15 protein-coding genes are annotated in these 16,595 nt (G+C 66.9%); 8 read left to right on the plus strand and 7 right to left on the minus strand.

The genetic code is table 11. From position 1 onward, the window contains the following. Nucleotides 1–9: 9 nt before the first annotated feature. A complete protein-coding gene (locus M2332_RS07545) occupies nt 10–909 on the plus strand; it encodes a 3-keto-5-aminohexanoate cleavage protein (RefSeq protein WP_264573565.1) in 900 nt (299 codons plus the stop codon). A 268-nt stretch (nt 910–1,177) separates the two neighbouring features. Continuing rightward, entirely contained in the window at nt 1,178–2,974 is a 1,797-nt protein-coding gene (locus M2332_RS07550; protein WP_264573566.1) for a monovalent cation:proton antiporter-2 (CPA2) family protein, read from the plus strand. Between the two features lie 269 nt (nt 2,975–3,243). Here the strand turns inward: M2332_RS07550 and M2332_RS07555 are convergent, their stop codons facing one another. The 6 genes from M2332_RS07555 to tpiA all read right to left on the minus strand — a co-directional run bounded on the left by M2332_RS07555 (nt 3,244) and on the right by tpiA (nt 8,410). After that, nucleotides 3,244–4,038, minus strand: a complete 795-nt coding sequence (locus tag M2332_RS07555) for a LysR family transcriptional regulator (protein ID WP_264573567.1) — start codon at nt 4,036–4,038, stop codon at nt 3,244–3,246. After that, the gene (apaG, locus tag M2332_RS07560; protein ID WP_181560583.1) at nt 4,035–4,433 is read right to left on the minus strand and encodes a Co2+/Mg2+ efflux protein ApaG; all 399 of its coding nucleotides are present in this window, start codon (nt 4,431–4,433) and stop codon (nt 4,035–4,037) included. Before apaG ends, M2332_RS07555 begins: the two co-directional genes overlap by 4 nt. A 58-nt stretch (nt 4,434–4,491) precedes the next feature. Continuing rightward, nucleotides 4,492–5,697, minus strand: a complete 1,206-nt coding sequence (gene metZ / locus M2332_RS07565; protein ID WP_181560584.1) for an O-succinylhomoserine sulfhydrylase — start codon at nt 5,695–5,697, stop codon at nt 4,492–4,494. Between the two features lie 46 nt (nt 5,698–5,743). Further along, entirely contained in the window at nt 5,744–6,787 is a 1,044-nt protein-coding gene (leuB, locus tag M2332_RS07570) for a 3-isopropylmalate dehydrogenase (RefSeq protein WP_264573568.1), read from the minus strand. 96 nt (nt 6,788–6,883) lie between these two features. Continuing rightward, the gene (gene recO, locus M2332_RS07575) at nt 6,884–7,618 is read right to left on the minus strand and encodes a DNA repair protein RecO (protein ID WP_264573569.1); all 735 of its coding nucleotides are present in this window, start codon (nt 7,616–7,618) and stop codon (nt 6,884–6,886) included. A gap of 42 nt (nt 7,619–7,660) precedes the next feature. Then, nucleotides 7,661–8,410, minus strand: a complete 750-nt coding sequence (tpiA, locus tag M2332_RS07580; RefSeq protein ID WP_264573570.1) for a triose-phosphate isomerase — start codon at nt 8,408–8,410, stop codon at nt 7,661–7,663. A 190-nt stretch (nt 8,411–8,600) separates the two neighbouring features. On the opposite strand from tpiA, the gene M2332_RS07585 reads away from it, so the two are divergent. Beyond that, complete coding sequence (locus M2332_RS07585; RefSeq protein ID WP_264573571.1) at nt 8,601–10,550, plus strand: peptidylprolyl isomerase; 1,950 nt, start codon at nt 8,601–8,603, stop codon at nt 10,548–10,550. Continuing rightward, a complete protein-coding gene (locus M2332_RS07590; RefSeq protein WP_264573572.1) occupies nt 10,531–12,096 on the plus strand; it encodes an anthranilate synthase component I family protein in 1,566 nt (521 codons plus the stop codon). Before M2332_RS07585 ends, M2332_RS07590 begins: the two co-directional genes overlap by 20 nt. A gap of 114 nt (nt 12,097–12,210) precedes the next feature. Here M2332_RS07590 and M2332_RS07595 read toward each other — a convergent pair whose 3' ends face one another. Further along, entirely contained in the window at nt 12,211–12,708 is a 498-nt protein-coding gene (locus tag M2332_RS07595) for an asparaginase (protein WP_264573573.1), read from the minus strand. A 73-nt stretch (nt 12,709–12,781) separates the two neighbouring features. On the opposite strand from M2332_RS07595, the gene M2332_RS07600 reads away from it, so the two are divergent. From M2332_RS07600 to M2332_RS07615, 4 genes are all read left to right on the plus strand, one after another. Then, nucleotides 12,782–13,372, plus strand: coding sequence for an anthranilate synthase component II (locus tag M2332_RS07600; RefSeq protein WP_264573574.1), 591 nt, complete (start codon nt 12,782–12,784; stop codon nt 13,370–13,372). Nucleotides 13,373–13,465: 93 nt separating this feature from the next. Next, nucleotides 13,466–13,948, plus strand: a complete 483-nt coding sequence (locus M2332_RS07605; RefSeq protein WP_264573575.1) for a PRC-barrel domain-containing protein — start codon at nt 13,466–13,468, stop codon at nt 13,946–13,948. Between the two features lie 367 nt (nt 13,949–14,315). Beyond that, nucleotides 14,316–15,200: an EpsD family peptidyl-prolyl cis-trans isomerase gene (locus M2332_RS07610; RefSeq protein ID WP_181560593.1), complete on the plus strand. Its 885-nt coding sequence runs from the start codon at nt 14,316–14,318 to the stop codon at nt 15,198–15,200. Between the two features lie 102 nt (nt 15,201–15,302). Next, nucleotides 15,303–16,496 carry a glycosyltransferase family 2 protein gene (locus M2332_RS07615; protein ID WP_264573576.1) on the plus strand — a complete coding sequence of 398 codons (1,194 nt, stop codon included), beginning with the start codon at nt 15,303–15,305 and terminating at the stop codon, nt 16,494–16,496. Nucleotides 16,497–16,595: the final 99 nt, after the last annotated feature.

Raw genomic sequence — 16,595 nt, forward strand, 5'->3', positions numbered from 1 at the left:
GCCGGAAATATGAGCGCCGGAAATATGAGCGATCGCCGCATGGTGACCATTGCGCCCACCGGGGGCACCACCTTCAAGAGCGCCAACCCGGCGCTGCCCACCCAGCCGCAGGAAATCGCCGACGACGTCTACGCCTGCTACAAGGCCGGCGCCTCCATCGCCGCCATCCACGCGCGGCGCCCGGACGATGAGGCGACCTGCAACCCGGCCATCTACCGCGACATCAACGATCGCATCCGCGCCAAGTGCGACATCATCCTCAACAACTCGACGGGCGGCGGCAACAGCGGCGACATGCTCATCGAGCGGCCCGACGGCATGTTCGAGAACAGCTTCGAGGAGCGCCTCAAGGGCACCGAGGGCGGCGCGGAAATGTGCACCTTCGACGGCGTGACCGTGGTCGACACGATCAGCGGCAAGGACGTGCTGGTCATCACCCCGCCCTCGCGCTGCGAGACGCTGGTCAAGGCGATGGTCGACAAGGGCATCAAGCCGGAGTGGGAAGTCTTCTCGCCCGACCACATCCTTCAGGACGTGACGCGCCTGATCCAGAAGGGCTATGACAAGCCGCCCTACTACATTAACATCGTGCTGGGCGGCGAAAAGGGCTTTCAGGGTGCAATGCCCTACAGCACCGACATTCTCGACTTCATGGTGAAGTGCCTGCCGCCGCAGTCCATCTGGTGCATCTCCGGCATCGGCCCGGCCCAGCTTCCCGCCACCACGCAGGCGCTGCTGCTCGGCGGTCACGTCCGCGTGGGGCTGGAGGACAATCATTATTATTCGCGCGGTGTGAAGGCGACCAATTTGCAGCTGATCGAGCGGCAGGTGCGCATAATGAACGAGATGGGCATCGAGCCGATGAGTGCGGCGGAGTCGCGGGAGTTGCTGGGATTGAAGGCGGTCTGAAGTCAGGCGGTGGGGATGAGTGATGTGCCACTGCCTCGACGGCAGGCACAGGTGCGAGCTTGCTCCCCACCCCAACCCCTCCCCTGAACGGGAAGGGCTTAGGAGGGTACGCGCAGCGGTTTGACTCTGCTGCACCGACCATCCAAGGTTGCCCGGTCGATGAACGCGCGGACGGGCTGCTGAGATCTGCCTCATCGAGCATGGAACCGCCCGATTGTCCGCGCTGACCGCGCCGGCCTGACGGCTGCCGGGGATTGGGACGGACAGCATGGCGGACGCATCGATGGGTTTCGGGCTGGGGCAGGCCATCATCCTGATGGGGGCCGGCGTGATTGCGGTGCCGCTGTTCCGGCGGCTGGGCCTCGGATCGGTGCTGGGCTATCTCGCCGCCGGCCTCGCCATCGGTCCCTTCGGGTTGGGGCTGATCAACGATCCGCAAGCGCTGCTGCACATCGCCGAGCTGGGCGTGGTGATGTTCCTGTTCATCATCGGCCTAGAGATGCGGCCGCGCAAGCTGTGGAACCTGCGCAAGCAGATCTTCGGCCTTGGCGCGGCGCAGGTGCTGGCGTGTGGTGCGCTACTGACCCTGCTCGGCATGACGGCCGGCCTGCCTCCGGCCGTGGCGGCGGCAGGCGCGATGGGCTTTGTCCTCTCTTCCACCGCCGTCATCATGCAGATACTGAACGAAGCTGGGAACGCGGGCACCGAGGAAGGCCAGAAGGCGATTTCCATTCTGCTGCTGGAAGATCTTGCCATCGTGCCGCTGCTGGCGCTCGTCGCCTTCTGGGCGGCGTTCCATGGCGCGACGGGCGCGGAAGACGCACCGCCGGTGTGGCAGAGCATCGGCCTGGCACTGGCGGCGCTGGCCGCATTGATCGCGGCTGGGCGCTGGCTGCTCGATCCGCTGTTCGGCCTGATCGCGCGGGCCGGCGCACGCGAAGTGCTGACCGCCGCGGCGCTGCTCATCGTGCTGGGATCGGCCGTGTTGCTGGATGCCGCCGGGCTTTCGATGGCGATGGGCGCTTTCCTCGCGGGCGTGCTGCTCTCCGAATCCAGCTATCGCCATGAGCTGGAGGCGGATGTCGAGCCGTTTCGCGGCATCCTCCTCGGCCTGTTCTTCATCAGCGTGGGCATGTCGCTCGATCTCTCGACGGTGCTGCGCGAGTGGCAGCTGGTGCTGGGCGGCGTCCTCGCCTTCATGGTCGTCAAGGCGATCGGCATTTATGCCGTCGCGCGGCTGATGGGCTCGGCCCACAGCGCCGCAAGCCACCGCGCCGCGCTGTTCGCGCAGGGCGGCGAGTTCGCTTTCGTGCTCTATGGCGCCGCGCTGGCCGTGGGCCTGTTCGATGCGCGGATCGCAGCGATCATGAGCGCGATCGTCATCCTCTCCATGGCGCTGACGCCGCTGGTGCTCATCGTGCAGAACCGGATGCGCCGCAACGCGCCGGTTTCGCTCGACGGCGTAGACAAGGCCAAGGACCTGACCGGCCGCATCCTGTGCATTGGCTTCGGCCGGTTCGCGCAGGTGGCGAGCCAGGCGCTGCTCGCGCGGCGCTTCGAGCTCTCGCTGATCGAGAATGATGTCGAGATGATCCAGGCGGCCGGCAATTTCGGCTTCAAGGTCTATTATGGCGATGGCACGCGGCTGGACGTGCTCCATGCCTCCGGCGCCGGGCGGGCCGAGGCGATCCTCGTCTGCGTCGACAAGCCGGATGTGGCCGACAAGATCGTCGAGCTGTGCCGGCACGAATTCCCGCTCGCCAAGCTCTATGTGCGCGCCTTCGACCGCGGGCATTCGCTGCGCCTGATCAAGGCGGGCGTCGACTATCAGATCCGCGAGACGTTCGAGTCCGCGCTGGCCTTCAGCGAGGCGGTGCTGACCGACCTCGGCGTCGATGAGGACGACGCACGCGAGGCAATCGAGGACGTGCGCGAGCGCGATGCGCAGCGGGTGGAGCTGCAGTTGGTCGGGGGGATCACGGCGGGGCGCTCACTGATGCGCGGCAATATGGTGACGCCGGAGCCGGAGCCCTTCTTCCCGCCGCAGCGGGCTGAGGGCGGCTAGGGGGAACTGCCACGTTCCGTTCGCGTCGAGCGAAGTCGAAACACGCCGGAGCCACGCTTGGTGTCTCGACTTCGCTCGACACGAACGGGTGTAGGGGGACGGGACTGAGCAAAAAGCAACGCCCTCTCTTCCCCCCTTCCGTTCGCCCTGAGCGAAGTCGAAGGGCCCTGCTGAGCGGAGGCGAAGCCAACCTCGCTGCGCTCGGCTTCATCCTTCGACTTCGCTCAGGGCGAACGGTGAGAGGGTAGTCGGCGCGAGAACCGCTCGCCTCAGCCCTCGCTGAGCGCAGCCACCAGGGCCTTCACCTTCTTCTGCCGCCATTGCGGAAGCGGAGCGATCAGCCAGTATCCGGGGCCGTTGCGCGACTCGCCAAGGGCGGCCACGCGGCCGGCGGCGATGTCCGCTGCCGCCAGCAGCGCGGGCACGCAGGCGCGGCCGAGGCCGTTGGCTGCGGCATCGATGGCGAGGCCGGCGTCGGCGACGCGGACGACGGCCTTGCCGTCATCGACCGGGCAGCCGGGCCAGGCGATGGGCGACTCCAGTCCGCCGCCATCGGGCGCGCCGACCGTGACGAAGCGCGGCTCGCCGAGGGCGACGCCCTCATGCTCGCCGGCACCATCGGTCAGGCGCAAGGCGAGATCGAGATTGGCCTCGGTGAAATCGAGCGCATCGTCGGCAGCTACGAGCATGAACTGCACGCCCGGCTCCTGCGCCGCGTACGCAGCAAGGCGCGCGCTGAGCCATTTGGCGGTGAGGTCGCGGGGTGCGGCGATAGTGAGATGTTGGCTGCTCTGCCCGGCCTGCATGGCGCGGACCGATTCCTCGAGTTCCAGGAAGGCGCTGCGTAGCGCAGGAAGCCCCGCTTCCGCTTCCGGGGTCAGTTCCAGCCCGCGGGGCGTGCGGCGGAAGAGGACGACGCCGAGCATATCCTCCAGCGCGCGGATCTGCTGCCCTACGGCCGCGGGCGTCACCGCCAGCTCATCCGCCGCGCGGGTGAAGGAGAGATGCCGCGCTGCCGCGTCGAACACGCGCAGGCCGTTCAGCGGCAGATGGGTCCGCTTCATCCCGAGACCGCCGGCGCCTGCAGCGCGAAGCGGGGAATGCGCACATCCAGCAAGCTGCCGCCGGCATCGAGCATCTGGTAGCTGCCTTCCATCCAGCCGGTCGGCGTGGAGAGCGGGCAGCCGGAGACATAATCATAAGCCGCGCCGGGATGAATCACCGGCTCCTCGCCGACGACGCCCTTGCCCTCGCGCTTGTAGAGCGCGCCGCGTCCGTCCGCGATGGTCCAGTGGCGCGTGAGCAACTGCACCGGGGCCTTGCGGCCATTTTCGATGCGGATGTGATAGGCCCAGAACCACTTGCCCATGTCCGGCTCCGATTGCTCGGAGAGAAAGTTGACGGACACGCGCACGGTCACGTCATGCGTCGTCTCGGCATAGGCGAAAAGGGCGTTCATCAAGGCATTCATGCTACGACCCGTCCTGTGTCCTGCCTGGCCCCGAGACCGACCCTACTCAAAGGCCGACAGCGGTCAATGCCTGATCCAGATCGGCGATGATGTCCTCCGGGTCTTCCAGCCCGACATTGATGCGCACCATGCCCTCGCCAACGCCGGCCTCGGCGCGGCCCTCCGGCCCCATATTATTATGGGTGGTGGAGGCGGGATGGCACAGCAGGGTGCGGGAATCGCCGATGTTGTTGGAGATGTCGCACAGCTCCATCGCATTGAGCAGGGCCATGGCCTGCCCGCGATCAGCGAGGTTGAACGAGAAGATCGGCCCGGCGGCGCTCATCTGCTTCATCGCGAGATTGTGCTGCGGATGGCTCGGCAGGCCGGGATACAGCACATCCACGCCACGCTGCTCCATGAAGCGCGCGACCTTGAGCGCGTTCTCGGACTGGCGATGGGCACGCAGGTCCAACGTCTCCAGTCCCTTCAGCACCACCCAGGCGTTGAAGGGCGAGCAGATCGGCCCGGTGTTGCGCTGGAAAGGCGAGAGCACGCCGTTGATCCACGCATCCGTGCCGCAGATGGCACCGGCCAGCACCCGGCCCTGCCCGTCCATCAGCTTGGTGGCGCTGTAGGCCACGACATCCGCGCCGAAATCGAGCGGGCGCTGCAGCACCGGCGTCGCGAAGGCATTATCCACCACCGTGGTGATGCCATGGGCACGGGCGAGGCCGCAGACATGCTCCAGATCGACAATGTCCATCGTGGGATTAGCCGGCGTCTCGAAGAAGAACACCTTGGTGTTGGGCTGGATCGCCTTTTCCCACGCATCATTGTCCCGCGCGTCGACGACGCTGTGCGTGATGCCGAAGCGGTTGAGCACGTTGGAGAGAATCCAGCGGCACGAGCCGAAGGCCGCGCGCCCGGCGACGACATGATCGCCGGCGCTCAGCATGCACAGCAGCGCGCTGGTCATCGCGGCCATGCCGCTCGCCTGCACCTTGCACGCCTCGGCGCCTTCCATCAGCGCGATGCGCTCTTCCAGCATCTGCACGGTGGGGTTCTGGAAGCGGGAATATTGCATCCCCGTCGCTTCCCCGGCGAAGCGGGCGGCGACTTCCTCCGCGCTGTCATAAGTATAGCCCGAGGTGAGGAAGAGCGCCTCGCTCGTCTCTCCCTGCTCGGAGCGCCAGGTGCCGCCGCGCACGGCCTGTGTCGCGGGCCGCCAGCGGCTGGTGCGGGAACGATCCTGTCCGGTTTGTCTCTTCATGACGTTGCCTTCTAGACCCTGTCAGGGGTCGGTCAATCCAATGGCGTCAGATCGCCGCGAGCACAGCATCGCCCATAGCAGACGTGCTCATCGAGCCGCCAAGGTCGGCAGTGCGGGCACCACCGGCCAGCGCCTCGGCCACGGCCGCCTCGATGCGATCAGCCGCCTGTGCCTGATCGAGCGAGAAGCGCAGCATCATCGCGGCGGAGAGGATCGTCGCCAGCGGATTGGCCTTGCCCTGCCCGGCGATATCCGGCGCGGAGCCGTGGATCGGCTCATACAGCCCCTTGCCGTTGGCATCGAGCGAGGCCGAGGCCAGCATGCCGATGGAGCCGACGCACATGCTCGCCTGGTCGGAGAGAATGTCGCCGAACAGATTGCCGGTCACGATCACATCGAACTGGCCGGGATTGCGCACGAGCTGCATGGCGGCATTGTCGACATACATGTGGGACAGCTCGACATCGGGATAGTCGGCGGCAACCTCGATCACTACGTCGCGCCAGAGCTGGCTGGTTTCCAGCACATTGGCCTTGTCCACCGAGCAGAGCTTGCCCCTGCGCGCCTGCGCGGCGCGGAAGGCGCTGTGGGCGATGCGGCGCACCTCGGCCTCGTTGTAGGACATGATGTCATAGCCCTCGCGCAGGCCATCGGCAGTCTTGCGAATGCCCTTCTCGCCGAAATAGACGTCGCCATTCAGTTCACGGACGATCAGCAGGTCGATCTTCTCGGCGACCTCCTTGCGCAGCGTGGAGGCATCGGCCAGCTCCGCGAACATCTTTGCGGGGCGCAGGTTGGAGAACAGGGTCAGCTCCTTGCGCAGGCCGAGAATGGCCTGCTCTGGCCGCAAGGCGCGCTCAAGCGAATCGCAATCGGGATCGCCCACCGCGCCGAACAGGATCGCGTCCGCGCGCTTTGCCAGATCGAGCGTAGCGGGAGGCAGCGGATGACCCTCCGCCTTATAGGCCGCGCCGCCGACCGGCGCTTCCTCATAGGTCAGGCCGGGGATCGCCAGCGCATCGAGCACGCGCTTGGCCTGCGCGGTGACTTCCGGACCGATGCCGTCTCCGGGCAGGATCGCAACGAGCATGGGTTTCCCTTTCTCAATCTGAAGACGGGCGGTGCTGCTAGACAGGCGCGCCGGCCCTGAGGATGTGGGCTGAGCCATTGCCTCAAGCAGGCCGGGTCACGCAACCGCTCTTTTGAGCCGTTCGATCAGCCGCTCGCGCGCGGCCAGCACGTCAGACCGGCGTGGATCGAACAGCGACTGGGCGAGGAAATGGCCGGTCAGGTCAAATCCGGCGAATATGTCCGGCCAGCCGGCTTCGCCGCCCTCGGTGAGGAAGCCGGGCAAGGGCAGCAACCGGTCGCGGTGCGTACCGGCCGCCGCTGCCGTCACCGCGCGCCCGGTGCGCGGGCTGACATAGGCCAGCCCCTCGCGCGCGCCGGTGACGGCGCATTCCGCCAGATCGAGTCCGAAGCCCAGCTCGGCGAGCAGCAGCAGCTCGTAGCGCACCAGCGCCACGGCCCAGCCGCGCGCAGCGGGCGCTGCTTCCACCGCATCGAGCACCGCGCCCAGCGCGGCGTAGAGCGCGGGGTAGGGATGACCTTCCGGCAAGGTCACCGCCGTGAAGGCGCAAGCCCAATCGATGGCCGCGGCGGGCAGCGGCTCGGCGAGTAGCGGCCCCCGGCTATGCTCCAGCTCGGCCGAGAGGCTGGCGAGCTGATCGGCCGTGCGGGCGCGGAAGGTGCCCCGCACGATATTGCCGGGCAGCAGCACCGGGCGCATCCGGCTCGAGCGGCCGCCCTGCACATAGCCCGCGACCAGCCCCGCATCCGCCGTGAGCGCCCGCACGATCGCGCCATGCTCGCCATGCGCCCGAACGGCGCAGACGATGGCAGTGGCGGCGAGCGTGGACATGGGCGCTTATCTACCGGCTCGCGACCGGTTTAGCGATGCCGATCAGGCTGCAGCGATGATCGGCCCGAATTTGGCGGCGGTGAGGCTCGCCCCGCCGACCAGCGCGCCGTCGACATTGTCGGTGTGGAGGATATCCGCGGCGTTCTCACCGCTCACCGAGCCGCCATAGAGGATGCGCATGGCATTGCCGGCCTCCGCGCCCAGCGCCTTGACGAGCGCGGCGCGCAGCGCGGCGTGCATGGCGGCGATTTGCGGCGGGGTAGCAACCTTGCCGGTGCCGATCGCCCAGACCGGCTCATAGGCGATGGTCAGCCATTCCGGGTCCGCGCCCTCGGGCAGCGAGGCGACAAGCTGATCGGCCACGAAGGCGTGCGCCACATCGTCGCCCTGTTCGCGAGTGTCCAGCGTCTCACCGACGCACAGCACCACGGAGAGACCGCTCTTATGCGCGGCGAGTGCCTTGGCGGCGACATCGGCATTGCTCTCGTGCTGATATTGCCGGCGCTCGCTATGGCCGACCAGCGTGCCGCGCGCGCCAGCTTCGGCCAGCATGGCGGCCGAGAGATTGCCGGTATAGGCCCCGGCCTCTTCCTGATGGCAATCCTGCGCGCCGATGAGCACGGCGCCGCCAAGCGGCGCGGCGGCCGCGATGAGGGTGGCCGGGAGATAGAGCGCCACATCGATATCGTTGCGGGCGGCGGCAAGCTCGGCAATGGCGGATACCTCGCCAAGCTGCCCCTTGAGGCCGTTCATCTTCCAGTTGCCGGCGACGAATTTGCGGCGGACGGTCATAGCTTCACTCTCCTGCACAGGTGATCAATGATCTGGCGGCCCGGATGAACGGGCAGGACGGCTTTGTCCAGCCGGCACCGCATGGCTGCGGAAGCCCCATGGACAGCCGAGCGCGCAAAGGCTTGATGCCGTCGGACGCCCGCCCTAAAGCAGCCCCCAGCCTTTCGCCGCCTTTCTGGACAAAGACCCCATGCAGATTTTCCGTCGTCTTCTCGGTTCGAAATTTGGCGGCCTGTTCGCAATCGGATTTCTCGCGATCATCGCCTTCGCGTTCATCGCGGGAGATATCAGTGGCAATAGCGTGAATTTCGGTGGCAGCTCAAAGACGGAAGTCGCCAAGATCGGCGACCGCCCGCTGACCGTGGCCGAGCTGCAGAGCCGCACGCAGATGGTGTTCGAGCGGCAGCGGCAGGAAAATCCGGCGCTGACCATCGACCAGTTCCTGGCCCAGGGCGGCCTTAAGCGCGTGGCCGACGAGCTGATCTCCTCACGCGCGCTGATTGCCTATGGCGAGAAGCACGGGATGCGGGTGAGCAAGGCGCTCATCGACGCGGAGATCGCCCGCAATTCCGCCTTCACGGACGCAACCGGCAATTTCAGCGAGACGGTATTCCGCCAGATGCTCGCCCAGCAGCGCGTCTCCGAGCAGGATCTGCGGGACGATATTGCCGCGCAGATCATCCAGCAGCAGCTGCTCCAGCCGGTGGGCGTGGGCACCAAGGCGCCGGCCAGCATGGTGCCGCCTTATGCCGCGATGCTGATCGAGGAACGCGCCGGCGAGATGTTCGCGATTTCCGCCGCCAGGTTCGCGCCGCAGACCGCGCCGACCGAGGCGCAACTGCAGGATTATTACAAGCAGCATGGCAGCCAGTTCGCGATTCCCGAGCAGCGCCAACTGCGCTACGCGCTCGTCAATCTTGCTCGCTTCGAGCCCCAGGCGACGCCGACCGACGCGGAAATCGCCGATCTCTACAAGAGCCGCCAGAGCCAGTTCGCCGGCCGCAAGACGCGCGATTTCAGCCAGCTGATCCTCGCGACGGAAGCGCTCGCCAAGGACGCCGCCGCCAAGGCGAAGGCCGGCCAGTCGCTGCAGGATGTCGCCAAGAGCCTCGGCCTCGCCGCCTCACGCGTCGATGGCGTGGACGAGAAGCAGCTTGCCACGCAGATGAATGCGGAGATCGCCAAGGCCGGCTTCGCCGCCGCGCAAGGCGGCATCGTCGGTCCGGTCCGCTCGCCCGCCGGCTGGGCAGTGCTGCGCGTGGAAGCCCAGCGTGACGTGCCCGGCAAGACGCTGGCCGAAGCGCGCGAGGAGCTGTCCGCCGAAGTGCGCCAGATCAAGGAGCGCCAGCTCTTCAGCGAATTCCTGAACGATATGGATGGCCGCCTGGGCGCCGGCGCGACGCTGACCGACATCGCCAAGGAGCACAACCTCACCATCGTCGAGACGCCGCTGATCGTGCGCAACGGCCAGTCGCTGCGCGACCCGGCGTTCAAGCCCGACGCGACGCTGCAGGCGCTGCTCGAAGGCGGCTTTGCGGCGCGGCAGGATGACGATGCGCAGATCGTGCCGGTAAAGCCCGACGAAGAAGCCGCGCTCCTGACCGTGGCCGAAGTGGTGCCCGCCGGCCCGCCGCCCTTCGCGCAGGTGAAGCCGGCCGTGGAAGCGGCCTGGAAGCTGGCGCAGGGCGTTGGCAAGGCGCGCGAAATCGCCACGCAGCTCGCGGCGCAGCTGGGCAAGGGCGCCGAACCGGGGCCGCTGCTCGCCAAACTCGGCATCGCCGACGCGCCGCGCCAGCCGCTCTCTGCGCGCCGCGCCGACATCAACCAGCAGGGCGGTCAGATCCCCCCGCCGCTCAAGGCGCTGTTCAGCATCCGCCAGGGTGGAACGCAGATGGTGCCGCTGGAGAATAATCAGGGCTTCATCGTCGTGCGGCTGGACAAGATCACGCAGAATGATCCCACACAGGTGCCCCAGCTGATGCAATCCACTGCGGCCGGCCTCAGCAATGTGCTGGGCGGGGAATATGCGCAGCAGTTCGTCACAGCGATCCAGCAGGAGCTGGGCGTCAAGCGCAGCGAGGCGGCCATGGCGGCTGTGGAGCAGGAACTGCGCCGCGCCTATGGCGGCAGCGCAGAATAAGGCCGACCCGTTGACCATCGCGCAGGACAGCATCGACGCCGCACGCGCGGCCCTCTCCGCCGGGCGCTCCGCGCTCGTGTGGGCGCGGCTGATCGCGGATACCGAAACGCCGGTCTCCGCCGCGCTCAAGCTGATCGAGCCGGAACGGGGCGACTTCATTCTCGAATCGGTGGAGGGTGGCGCTGTACGCGGGCGCTACAGCCTGATCGGCATCGCGCCGGACCTCGTGTTTCGCGCCACTGGGCGCAGCGCCGAGATCAACCGCGACTGGCGGACCGACCGGACCGCCTTCACGCCGCTGGAGAGTGATCCCCTCGCCGCGCTGCGCGATCTGGTGGCGGAATGCCGGGCGGATGTCGACCCGGCGCTGCCGGCTGCGCTCGCCTGCCTCGTCGGCTATTTCGCTTATGAGACCTTCGGCCTGGTCGAAAAGCTGCCGCGCCCGGCCGACAATGGCCTCGGCACGCCCGACATGCTGTTTGTGCGCCCGACGGTGGTGCTGGTGTTCGATCGGCTGGCCGATGCGCTCTACATCGTCGCGCCGACCTGGGCCGACCGGCTCGGCACCGGCGAGGCCGCCATCGACGCGCTGATCGATACGGCTGTGGGGCGCATCGAGGATGTCGCGGCGCAGCTCGCCCGGCCGCTCGCCGCGCAGACCAGTCAGGCCCCCGCCATCGATCTGGACGCGATCACGCCAACGCCGGTGATGGAGCCGGGCGCCTATGCAGAGATGGTGAGCAAGGCCAAGGACTATATCGTCGCGGGCGACATCTTTCAGGTCGTGCTGGCGCAGCGCTTCACCACCCCCTTCCCGCTTCCGCCGATCGACCTCTACCGGGCGCTGCGGCGGATCAATCCCTCGCCCTTCCTCTACCATCTCGATCTGCCCGGCTTCGCGCTCACCGGCTCCAGCCCGGAGATTCTGGTCCGTGTGCGCGATGGGGAAGTGACGATCCGGCCGATTGCGGGCACCCGACCGCGCGGCAAGACGGCCAGCGAGGATGCCGAGAATCGCGATTCGCTGCTCGCCGATCCCAAGGAGCGCGCCGAGCATCTGATGCTGCTCGACCTGGGCCGCAACGATGTCGGCCGCGTCGCCAGCGCCGGCTCGGTGAAGGTGACGGACAGCTACACCATCGAATTCTACAGCCATGTGATGCATATCGTCTCCAATGTCGTCGGCAAGCTCGACCCGAAGCACGATCCGCTCGATGCGCTGTTCGCCGGCTTCCCGGCCGGCACAGTATCCGGCGCGCCCAAGGTGCGGGCCTGCGAGATCATCGCCGAGCTGGAGCCGGAAACGCGCGGGCCTTATGCCGGCGGCGTCGGCTATTTCTCGCCGGATGGAAACATGGATAGTTGCATCGTTCTGCGCACCGCGCTGGTGAAGGACGGCGTGCTGCACGCGCAGGCGGGCGCCGGCATCGTCGCGGATTCCGAGCCGGCCTATGAACAGCGCGAATGCGAGCACAAGGCCGGCGCCCTGTTTGCGGCCGCGCGGGAAGCCGTGAAGGTCGCGCAGGACGGGCGCTTCGGGCAGTAAGGGCTAGCTTTCCGCAACTGCCGTGCTCCGGCGAAGGCAGGAGCCTAGGGCCTAACGGACGAACTTAGCCGCCCTGGGCTCCTGCCTTCGCAGGAGCGCGGTAGGGGTGGGACGCTACCGCGCCACAAAAGCCCCCTTAGCACGATCCTTCACCACCTGATCCGCACGGAACACCTTGCCATTCATGGTGATGTAAACGCCCGGCGGGGCGATCTGCGCCGTCGCGAAGGCCATGCCGAGATTGAAGGTGGCGTCGCTCTCCGAGAAGCGCGCCGGGGCCAGCGCGCCCACCAACACAATGGTCTTGCCCGATATGCCCGCCAGTGCAGCGGCCGTGTCCGTCATCGTATCCGTGCCGTGGGTGATAACGATGCGCTCGGCGGGCGAGGCCGCAACCCGCGCCGCGATCAGCGCGCGATCATCGGCGGTCAGCTCCAGACTGTCCTTGCGGGTCACTTCCTCGATCTCGATCGGCAGCTTCACCCGCGCGATCTCCAGCAGGCGCGCGAGGATCGACTCGCCGATCTGATATTCGCTCAGCGCATCGAAATAGAGCTTGTCGATTGTGCCGCCGGTGGTGAGCACATGGATGCGCGGATTTGTCTGGGTCATGCCCGCGCTTATAACCGGCCAGCGCCGCCTTGTCCTGCTTGCGCGGCGGAGCAGTGGCCCGTAGAAGCCGGCTATGATCCTCGTCATCGACAATTATGACAGCTTCACCTGGAATCTCGTCCATTATCTGATGGAGCTGGGCGCGCAGGTCGAGGTGGTGCGCAACGATGCCATGTCCGCCGGGCAGGCGCTGTCCTCAGGCGCGGAAGCCTTTCTGCTTTCGCCCGGGCCCTGCACGCCCAATGAAGCCGGGATCAGCCTCGATCTCGTCGCGGCCTGCGCCGATGCCGGCAAGCCGCTGCTCGGCGTGTGCCTGGGCCATCAGACGATCGGCCAGCATTTCGGCGGCAAGGTGGTGCGCGGCGGCCTGATGCACGGCAAGACATCACCGGTCACGCATGACGGCACCGGGCTGTTCGAGGGCCTGCCCTCGCCCTTCACCGCCACGCGCTATCACTCGCTGATCGTCGAGGACATTCCCGATTGCCTGCTGGTCAATGCCACCAGTGAAGATGGATCGGTGATGGCGTTCCGCCACGCGAGCCTGCCCATCCACAGCGTGCAGTTCCACCCGGAGAGCATCGCGACCGAACACGGCCACGCGATGCTGGCCAATTTCATGCGTCTCGCCGGAATGCTGGTGACCGCGCGCGCAACGGCCTGACCCGAAACCGTTCGTCCCGTTTGAGGGAACGCCCATTTATCTCCCACGTTGGTCGGCCATCATGCGAATGCGCCGCAACAGTGGAGACTATAGGTGAAAATCGACCCTGCGGCCGCGCTCGCCTTGGCCCTTCTACTAGCGGCCTGCAGCGGTCGCGATGACGCGGCCAATCAGCATCCCGATGAGCCTGCCGTCCAGCTGATCGCCCATCCCGGCTCTCAGGCCGCCAAGGGCAAGGCCGCGCTGAATCTGACCGAACGCGAACTGCTCGATGCCGAACTGGTCGATACCGACGGCACCGAACTGGGCGATGTGATCGCCCTGAAGCGCGGCCCCGGCGGTGCTGTCGAAGGGCTGGTGATCGCGGTCGAAGGCAGCATGCCCGAGCAGCATGTCTATCTCCCCCTCGATGGTCTCGCGCCCCTGCGCGACGGCGATGACTGGACGATCGTCACGAGCCTCACCCCTGCGCAGATCGCCGCGCTGCCCAAGGCCAATCCTGACCCGCCGACCGGCCAGCCCGCAGCTGCCACCGCCGGTTCGGCGCCGTCTCACGGAGCAGCCAACGTCCGTTGAGGGCAAGCGCCGGCCACGTCTGGCACCCGCGACAATCCACCTAATATTAACGCCGGGCTGATAGGACGCCCCTGTCCGATCCCGGTGCGGCTGCCATGGTTGCCGCTTGTTCACGGTCCAGCGGCGAGTTAATAGGTGCCACAAAGTACGACAAGCCGATCCATGTTGCTCGACAAGATGAGGGGGATGCTCAGGCAGCCGATGGCCGGGCATATACTGGCCGCAATCTTCCCGCCGCACATGTAATGATTTGTAGGCATCTTGCCTCACCCACTGCTTTCTAGGATGACAGGCTCGATCGGGGGATCGCCGGGCCTTCAACCGAGAACCGATTTTTACCACTTCACGCTTGTTCTGGAGACTATGGATGTCACTGCTGAGGAACGTCTCGCTCGTTGCGCTCGCTTCCCTTTCCCTCACGATCGCCGGCTGCGAGAAAAAAGCCGAAGGTCAGGTCGTGGCCGTGGTCAATGGTGAGGAAATCACCCTGACCGAACTGAACGCCGAGATCGCCGATCTCAACGTCCCTGCCAGCGCCGACAAGGACATGGTGCGCAGCCGCGTGCTGCAGCGCATGGTCGACCGCCGGCTGCTGGTGCAGGCCGCCAAGGAAGCCGGGCTGGACCGCGACCCGGAATATCTGACGCAGGAGCGCCGGATGCGCGAGCAGCTGCTCGTCAACCTGTACGGCCGCAAGACGATGGACACGGTGAAGGTCCCGGATAACGCCGCCATCGACAAATATATCAGCGAGCGCCCCAACGCCTTCGCGCAGCGCAAGCGCTTCGCCCTCGAGCAGCTGCAGATGGATCCGCCGTCCAAGCCGGATGGCCTCAAGGAGCTGGAAACCGCCAAGACGCTCGATGAGGTCGCATCCCGCCTGACAGCCATGGGCATCGCCTTCGAGCGTGGCCGGGGCTCGCTCGACACCGCCGTGATCGATCCGCAGATGCTGGCCCGCATCGAGGCGCTGCCCCCGGGCGAGCCATTCATCGTGCCGGCCAATGGCAAGCTGGTCGTGAGCGTGATCACCGGCAGCGAAGCGACCCCGGTTCCGCAGGAGCAGGCCCGCCAGATCGCCGCGCAGGCCATGCGCAACGAGGAGCTGAACAAGATCGGCGAATCGCGCCTGAAGGAAGCCAAGGCCAAGGCCAAGATCGAGTATCAGCCGGGCTATGCACCCAAGGACGATGCCAAGGCCGCCGGCGCCCTGCCCGCAGCCGGCAACGCCGCGGCGCCCGCCGCCAAGTAACGGCGAGGCGTTTTCCGCACGATATGAGGAGAGGAGGCACCAGCCTCCTCTCCACCCCCTCGAAGCGTCGACGCGCCAGTCGCCAGACGCGGGAATGAAGGCATGATGATCCTCGACTCTCTGGCTTGGCTCATCATTGCCATACCCGTGCTCCTGCTGGCCGTGCTGGCCGTGGAGCTGGCCCTGGGCCTGATCGCCGGCCGCCCGGCAAGGCCGCGCACTGCCGCCCCCCATAGCGCCATCATCCTCATGCCCGCCCATAATGAGGCCGCCGGCATTGCCCGTACCATCGCGCTGCTCCAGCCGGCGCTGGATGTGCATATCCGCCTCATCGTCATTGCCGACAATTGCACGGACGACACCGCCGCCGCCGCGCGCGCGGCCGGGGCACAGGTTATCGAGCGCAATGACCCCAGCCAGCGCGGCAAGGGCCATGCGCTGGCCTTCGGTCGGGATTGGATCAAGGCTGCGACAGACACCGCGCCGCCGGATTGTATTGTGGTGCTGGACGCCGACTGCGAAATCGACGGTGCGTCGCTGCGCGCGCTGATCGACGCGACCTGCGCCAGCCATCGCCCGGTGCAGAGCTGCTACCTGCTCCGCTCGGCCGCCGATGACGGGGCGATGACGCAGATTTCCAACTTTGCGATGCTCATCAAGAATCGCGTTCGCCAGCGCGGCGCCTCGATTCTGGGATCGCCCGCCATTCTCGGCGGCACCGGCATGGCCTTCCCATGGGCCCTGATCGAATCGGCGCCGCTGGCGACGAGCCACCTGGTCGAAGACCTTGTGCTCGGCCTCCATTTCGCGCGAGCGGGCGCAGCGCCCCTCTATCTGGAGGCCGCGACGACCTGGAGCGACCCAGCGAGCCAGAGCGACACGCTTACGCAGCGGGCGCGCTGGGAGCATGGCTATATCCAGACCGCCCTGCAGCAAGGCGCGCCGGTCGTGCTTGAAGGCGTGGCCAAGGCCAGGCCCAGCCTCGCCTGGTTCGGCCTGAGCCTGCTCGTGCCGCCGCTGGCCCTGTTGATGAGCCTGAGCCTGATCGCGCTTGTGGTGAGCGCCGGGCTCGCGCTGCTGGGCGCCACCGCTGCCGCGCCTGCTACGCTGGCGGGTCTGTTGACGCTGGTCGCGCTGCTACTAGCCCTCGCCTGGATGCGCGACGGGCGCGACACGGTCTCGGCGGCAACGCTAGCGCGCATCCCGCTCTACATTCTGTGGAAAGTCCCCGTCTATCTGCGGCTGGTCAAGAAGCGCGAGACCGAATGGGTGCGCACGCGCCGCAAAGGCGAGTGATGAAGCGAGGCGCCAAACCGGTGCCCTGAACCGCTCAACAGCCTCGCATTGATGATCTTTCAACTTGCATTGGCCGCCGCAAAGCGCGCTATGATGGCG

The sequence above is a fragment of the Sphingobium sp. B11D3A genome, assembly GCF_025961695.1.
GTDB lineage: Bacteria > Pseudomonadota > Alphaproteobacteria > Sphingomonadales > Sphingomonadaceae > Sphingobium.

Coding starts and splice junctions, on each gene's coding strand:
- M2332_RS07545 (WP_264573565.1), top strand. CDS start 10: ATGAGCGCCGGAAATATGAGCGATCGCCGCATGGTGACCATTGCGCCC.
- M2332_RS07550 (WP_264573566.1), top strand. CDS start 1,178: ATGGCGGACGCATCGATGGGTTTCGGGCTGGGGCAGGCCATCATCCTG.
- M2332_RS07555 (WP_264573567.1), bottom strand. CDS start 4,038: ATGAAGCGGACCCATCTGCCGCTGAACGGCCTGCGCGTGTTCGACGCG.
- apaG (WP_181560583.1), bottom strand. CDS start 4,433: ATGAACGCCCTTTTCGCCTATGCCGAGACGACGCATGACGTGACCGTG.
- metZ (WP_181560584.1), bottom strand. CDS start 5,697: ATGAAGAGACAAACCGGACAGGATCGTTCCCGCACCAGCCGCTGGCGG.
- leuB (WP_264573568.1), bottom strand. CDS start 6,787: ATGCTCGTTGCGATCCTGCCCGGAGACGGCATCGGTCCGGAAGTCACC.
- recO (WP_264573569.1), bottom strand. CDS start 7,618: ATGTCCACGCTCGCCGCCACTGCCATCGTCTGCGCCGTTCGGGCGCAT.
- tpiA (WP_264573570.1), bottom strand. CDS start 8,410: ATGACCGTCCGCCGCAAATTCGTCGCCGGCAACTGGAAGATGAACGGC.
- M2332_RS07585 (WP_264573571.1), top strand. CDS start 8,601: ATGCAGATTTTCCGTCGTCTTCTCGGTTCGAAATTTGGCGGCCTGTTC.
- M2332_RS07590 (WP_264573572.1), top strand. CDS start 10,531: ATGGCGGCAGCGCAGAATAAGGCCGACCCGTTGACCATCGCGCAGGAC.
- M2332_RS07595 (WP_264573573.1), bottom strand. CDS start 12,708: ATGACCCAGACAAATCCGCGCATCCATGTGCTCACCACCGGCGGCACA.
- M2332_RS07600 (WP_264573574.1), top strand. CDS start 12,782: ATGATCCTCGTCATCGACAATTATGACAGCTTCACCTGGAATCTCGTC.
- M2332_RS07610 (WP_181560593.1), top strand. CDS start 14,316: ATGTCACTGCTGAGGAACGTCTCGCTCGTTGCGCTCGCTTCCCTTTCC.
- M2332_RS07615 (WP_264573576.1), top strand. CDS start 15,303: ATGATGATCCTCGACTCTCTGGCTTGGCTCATCATTGCCATACCCGTG.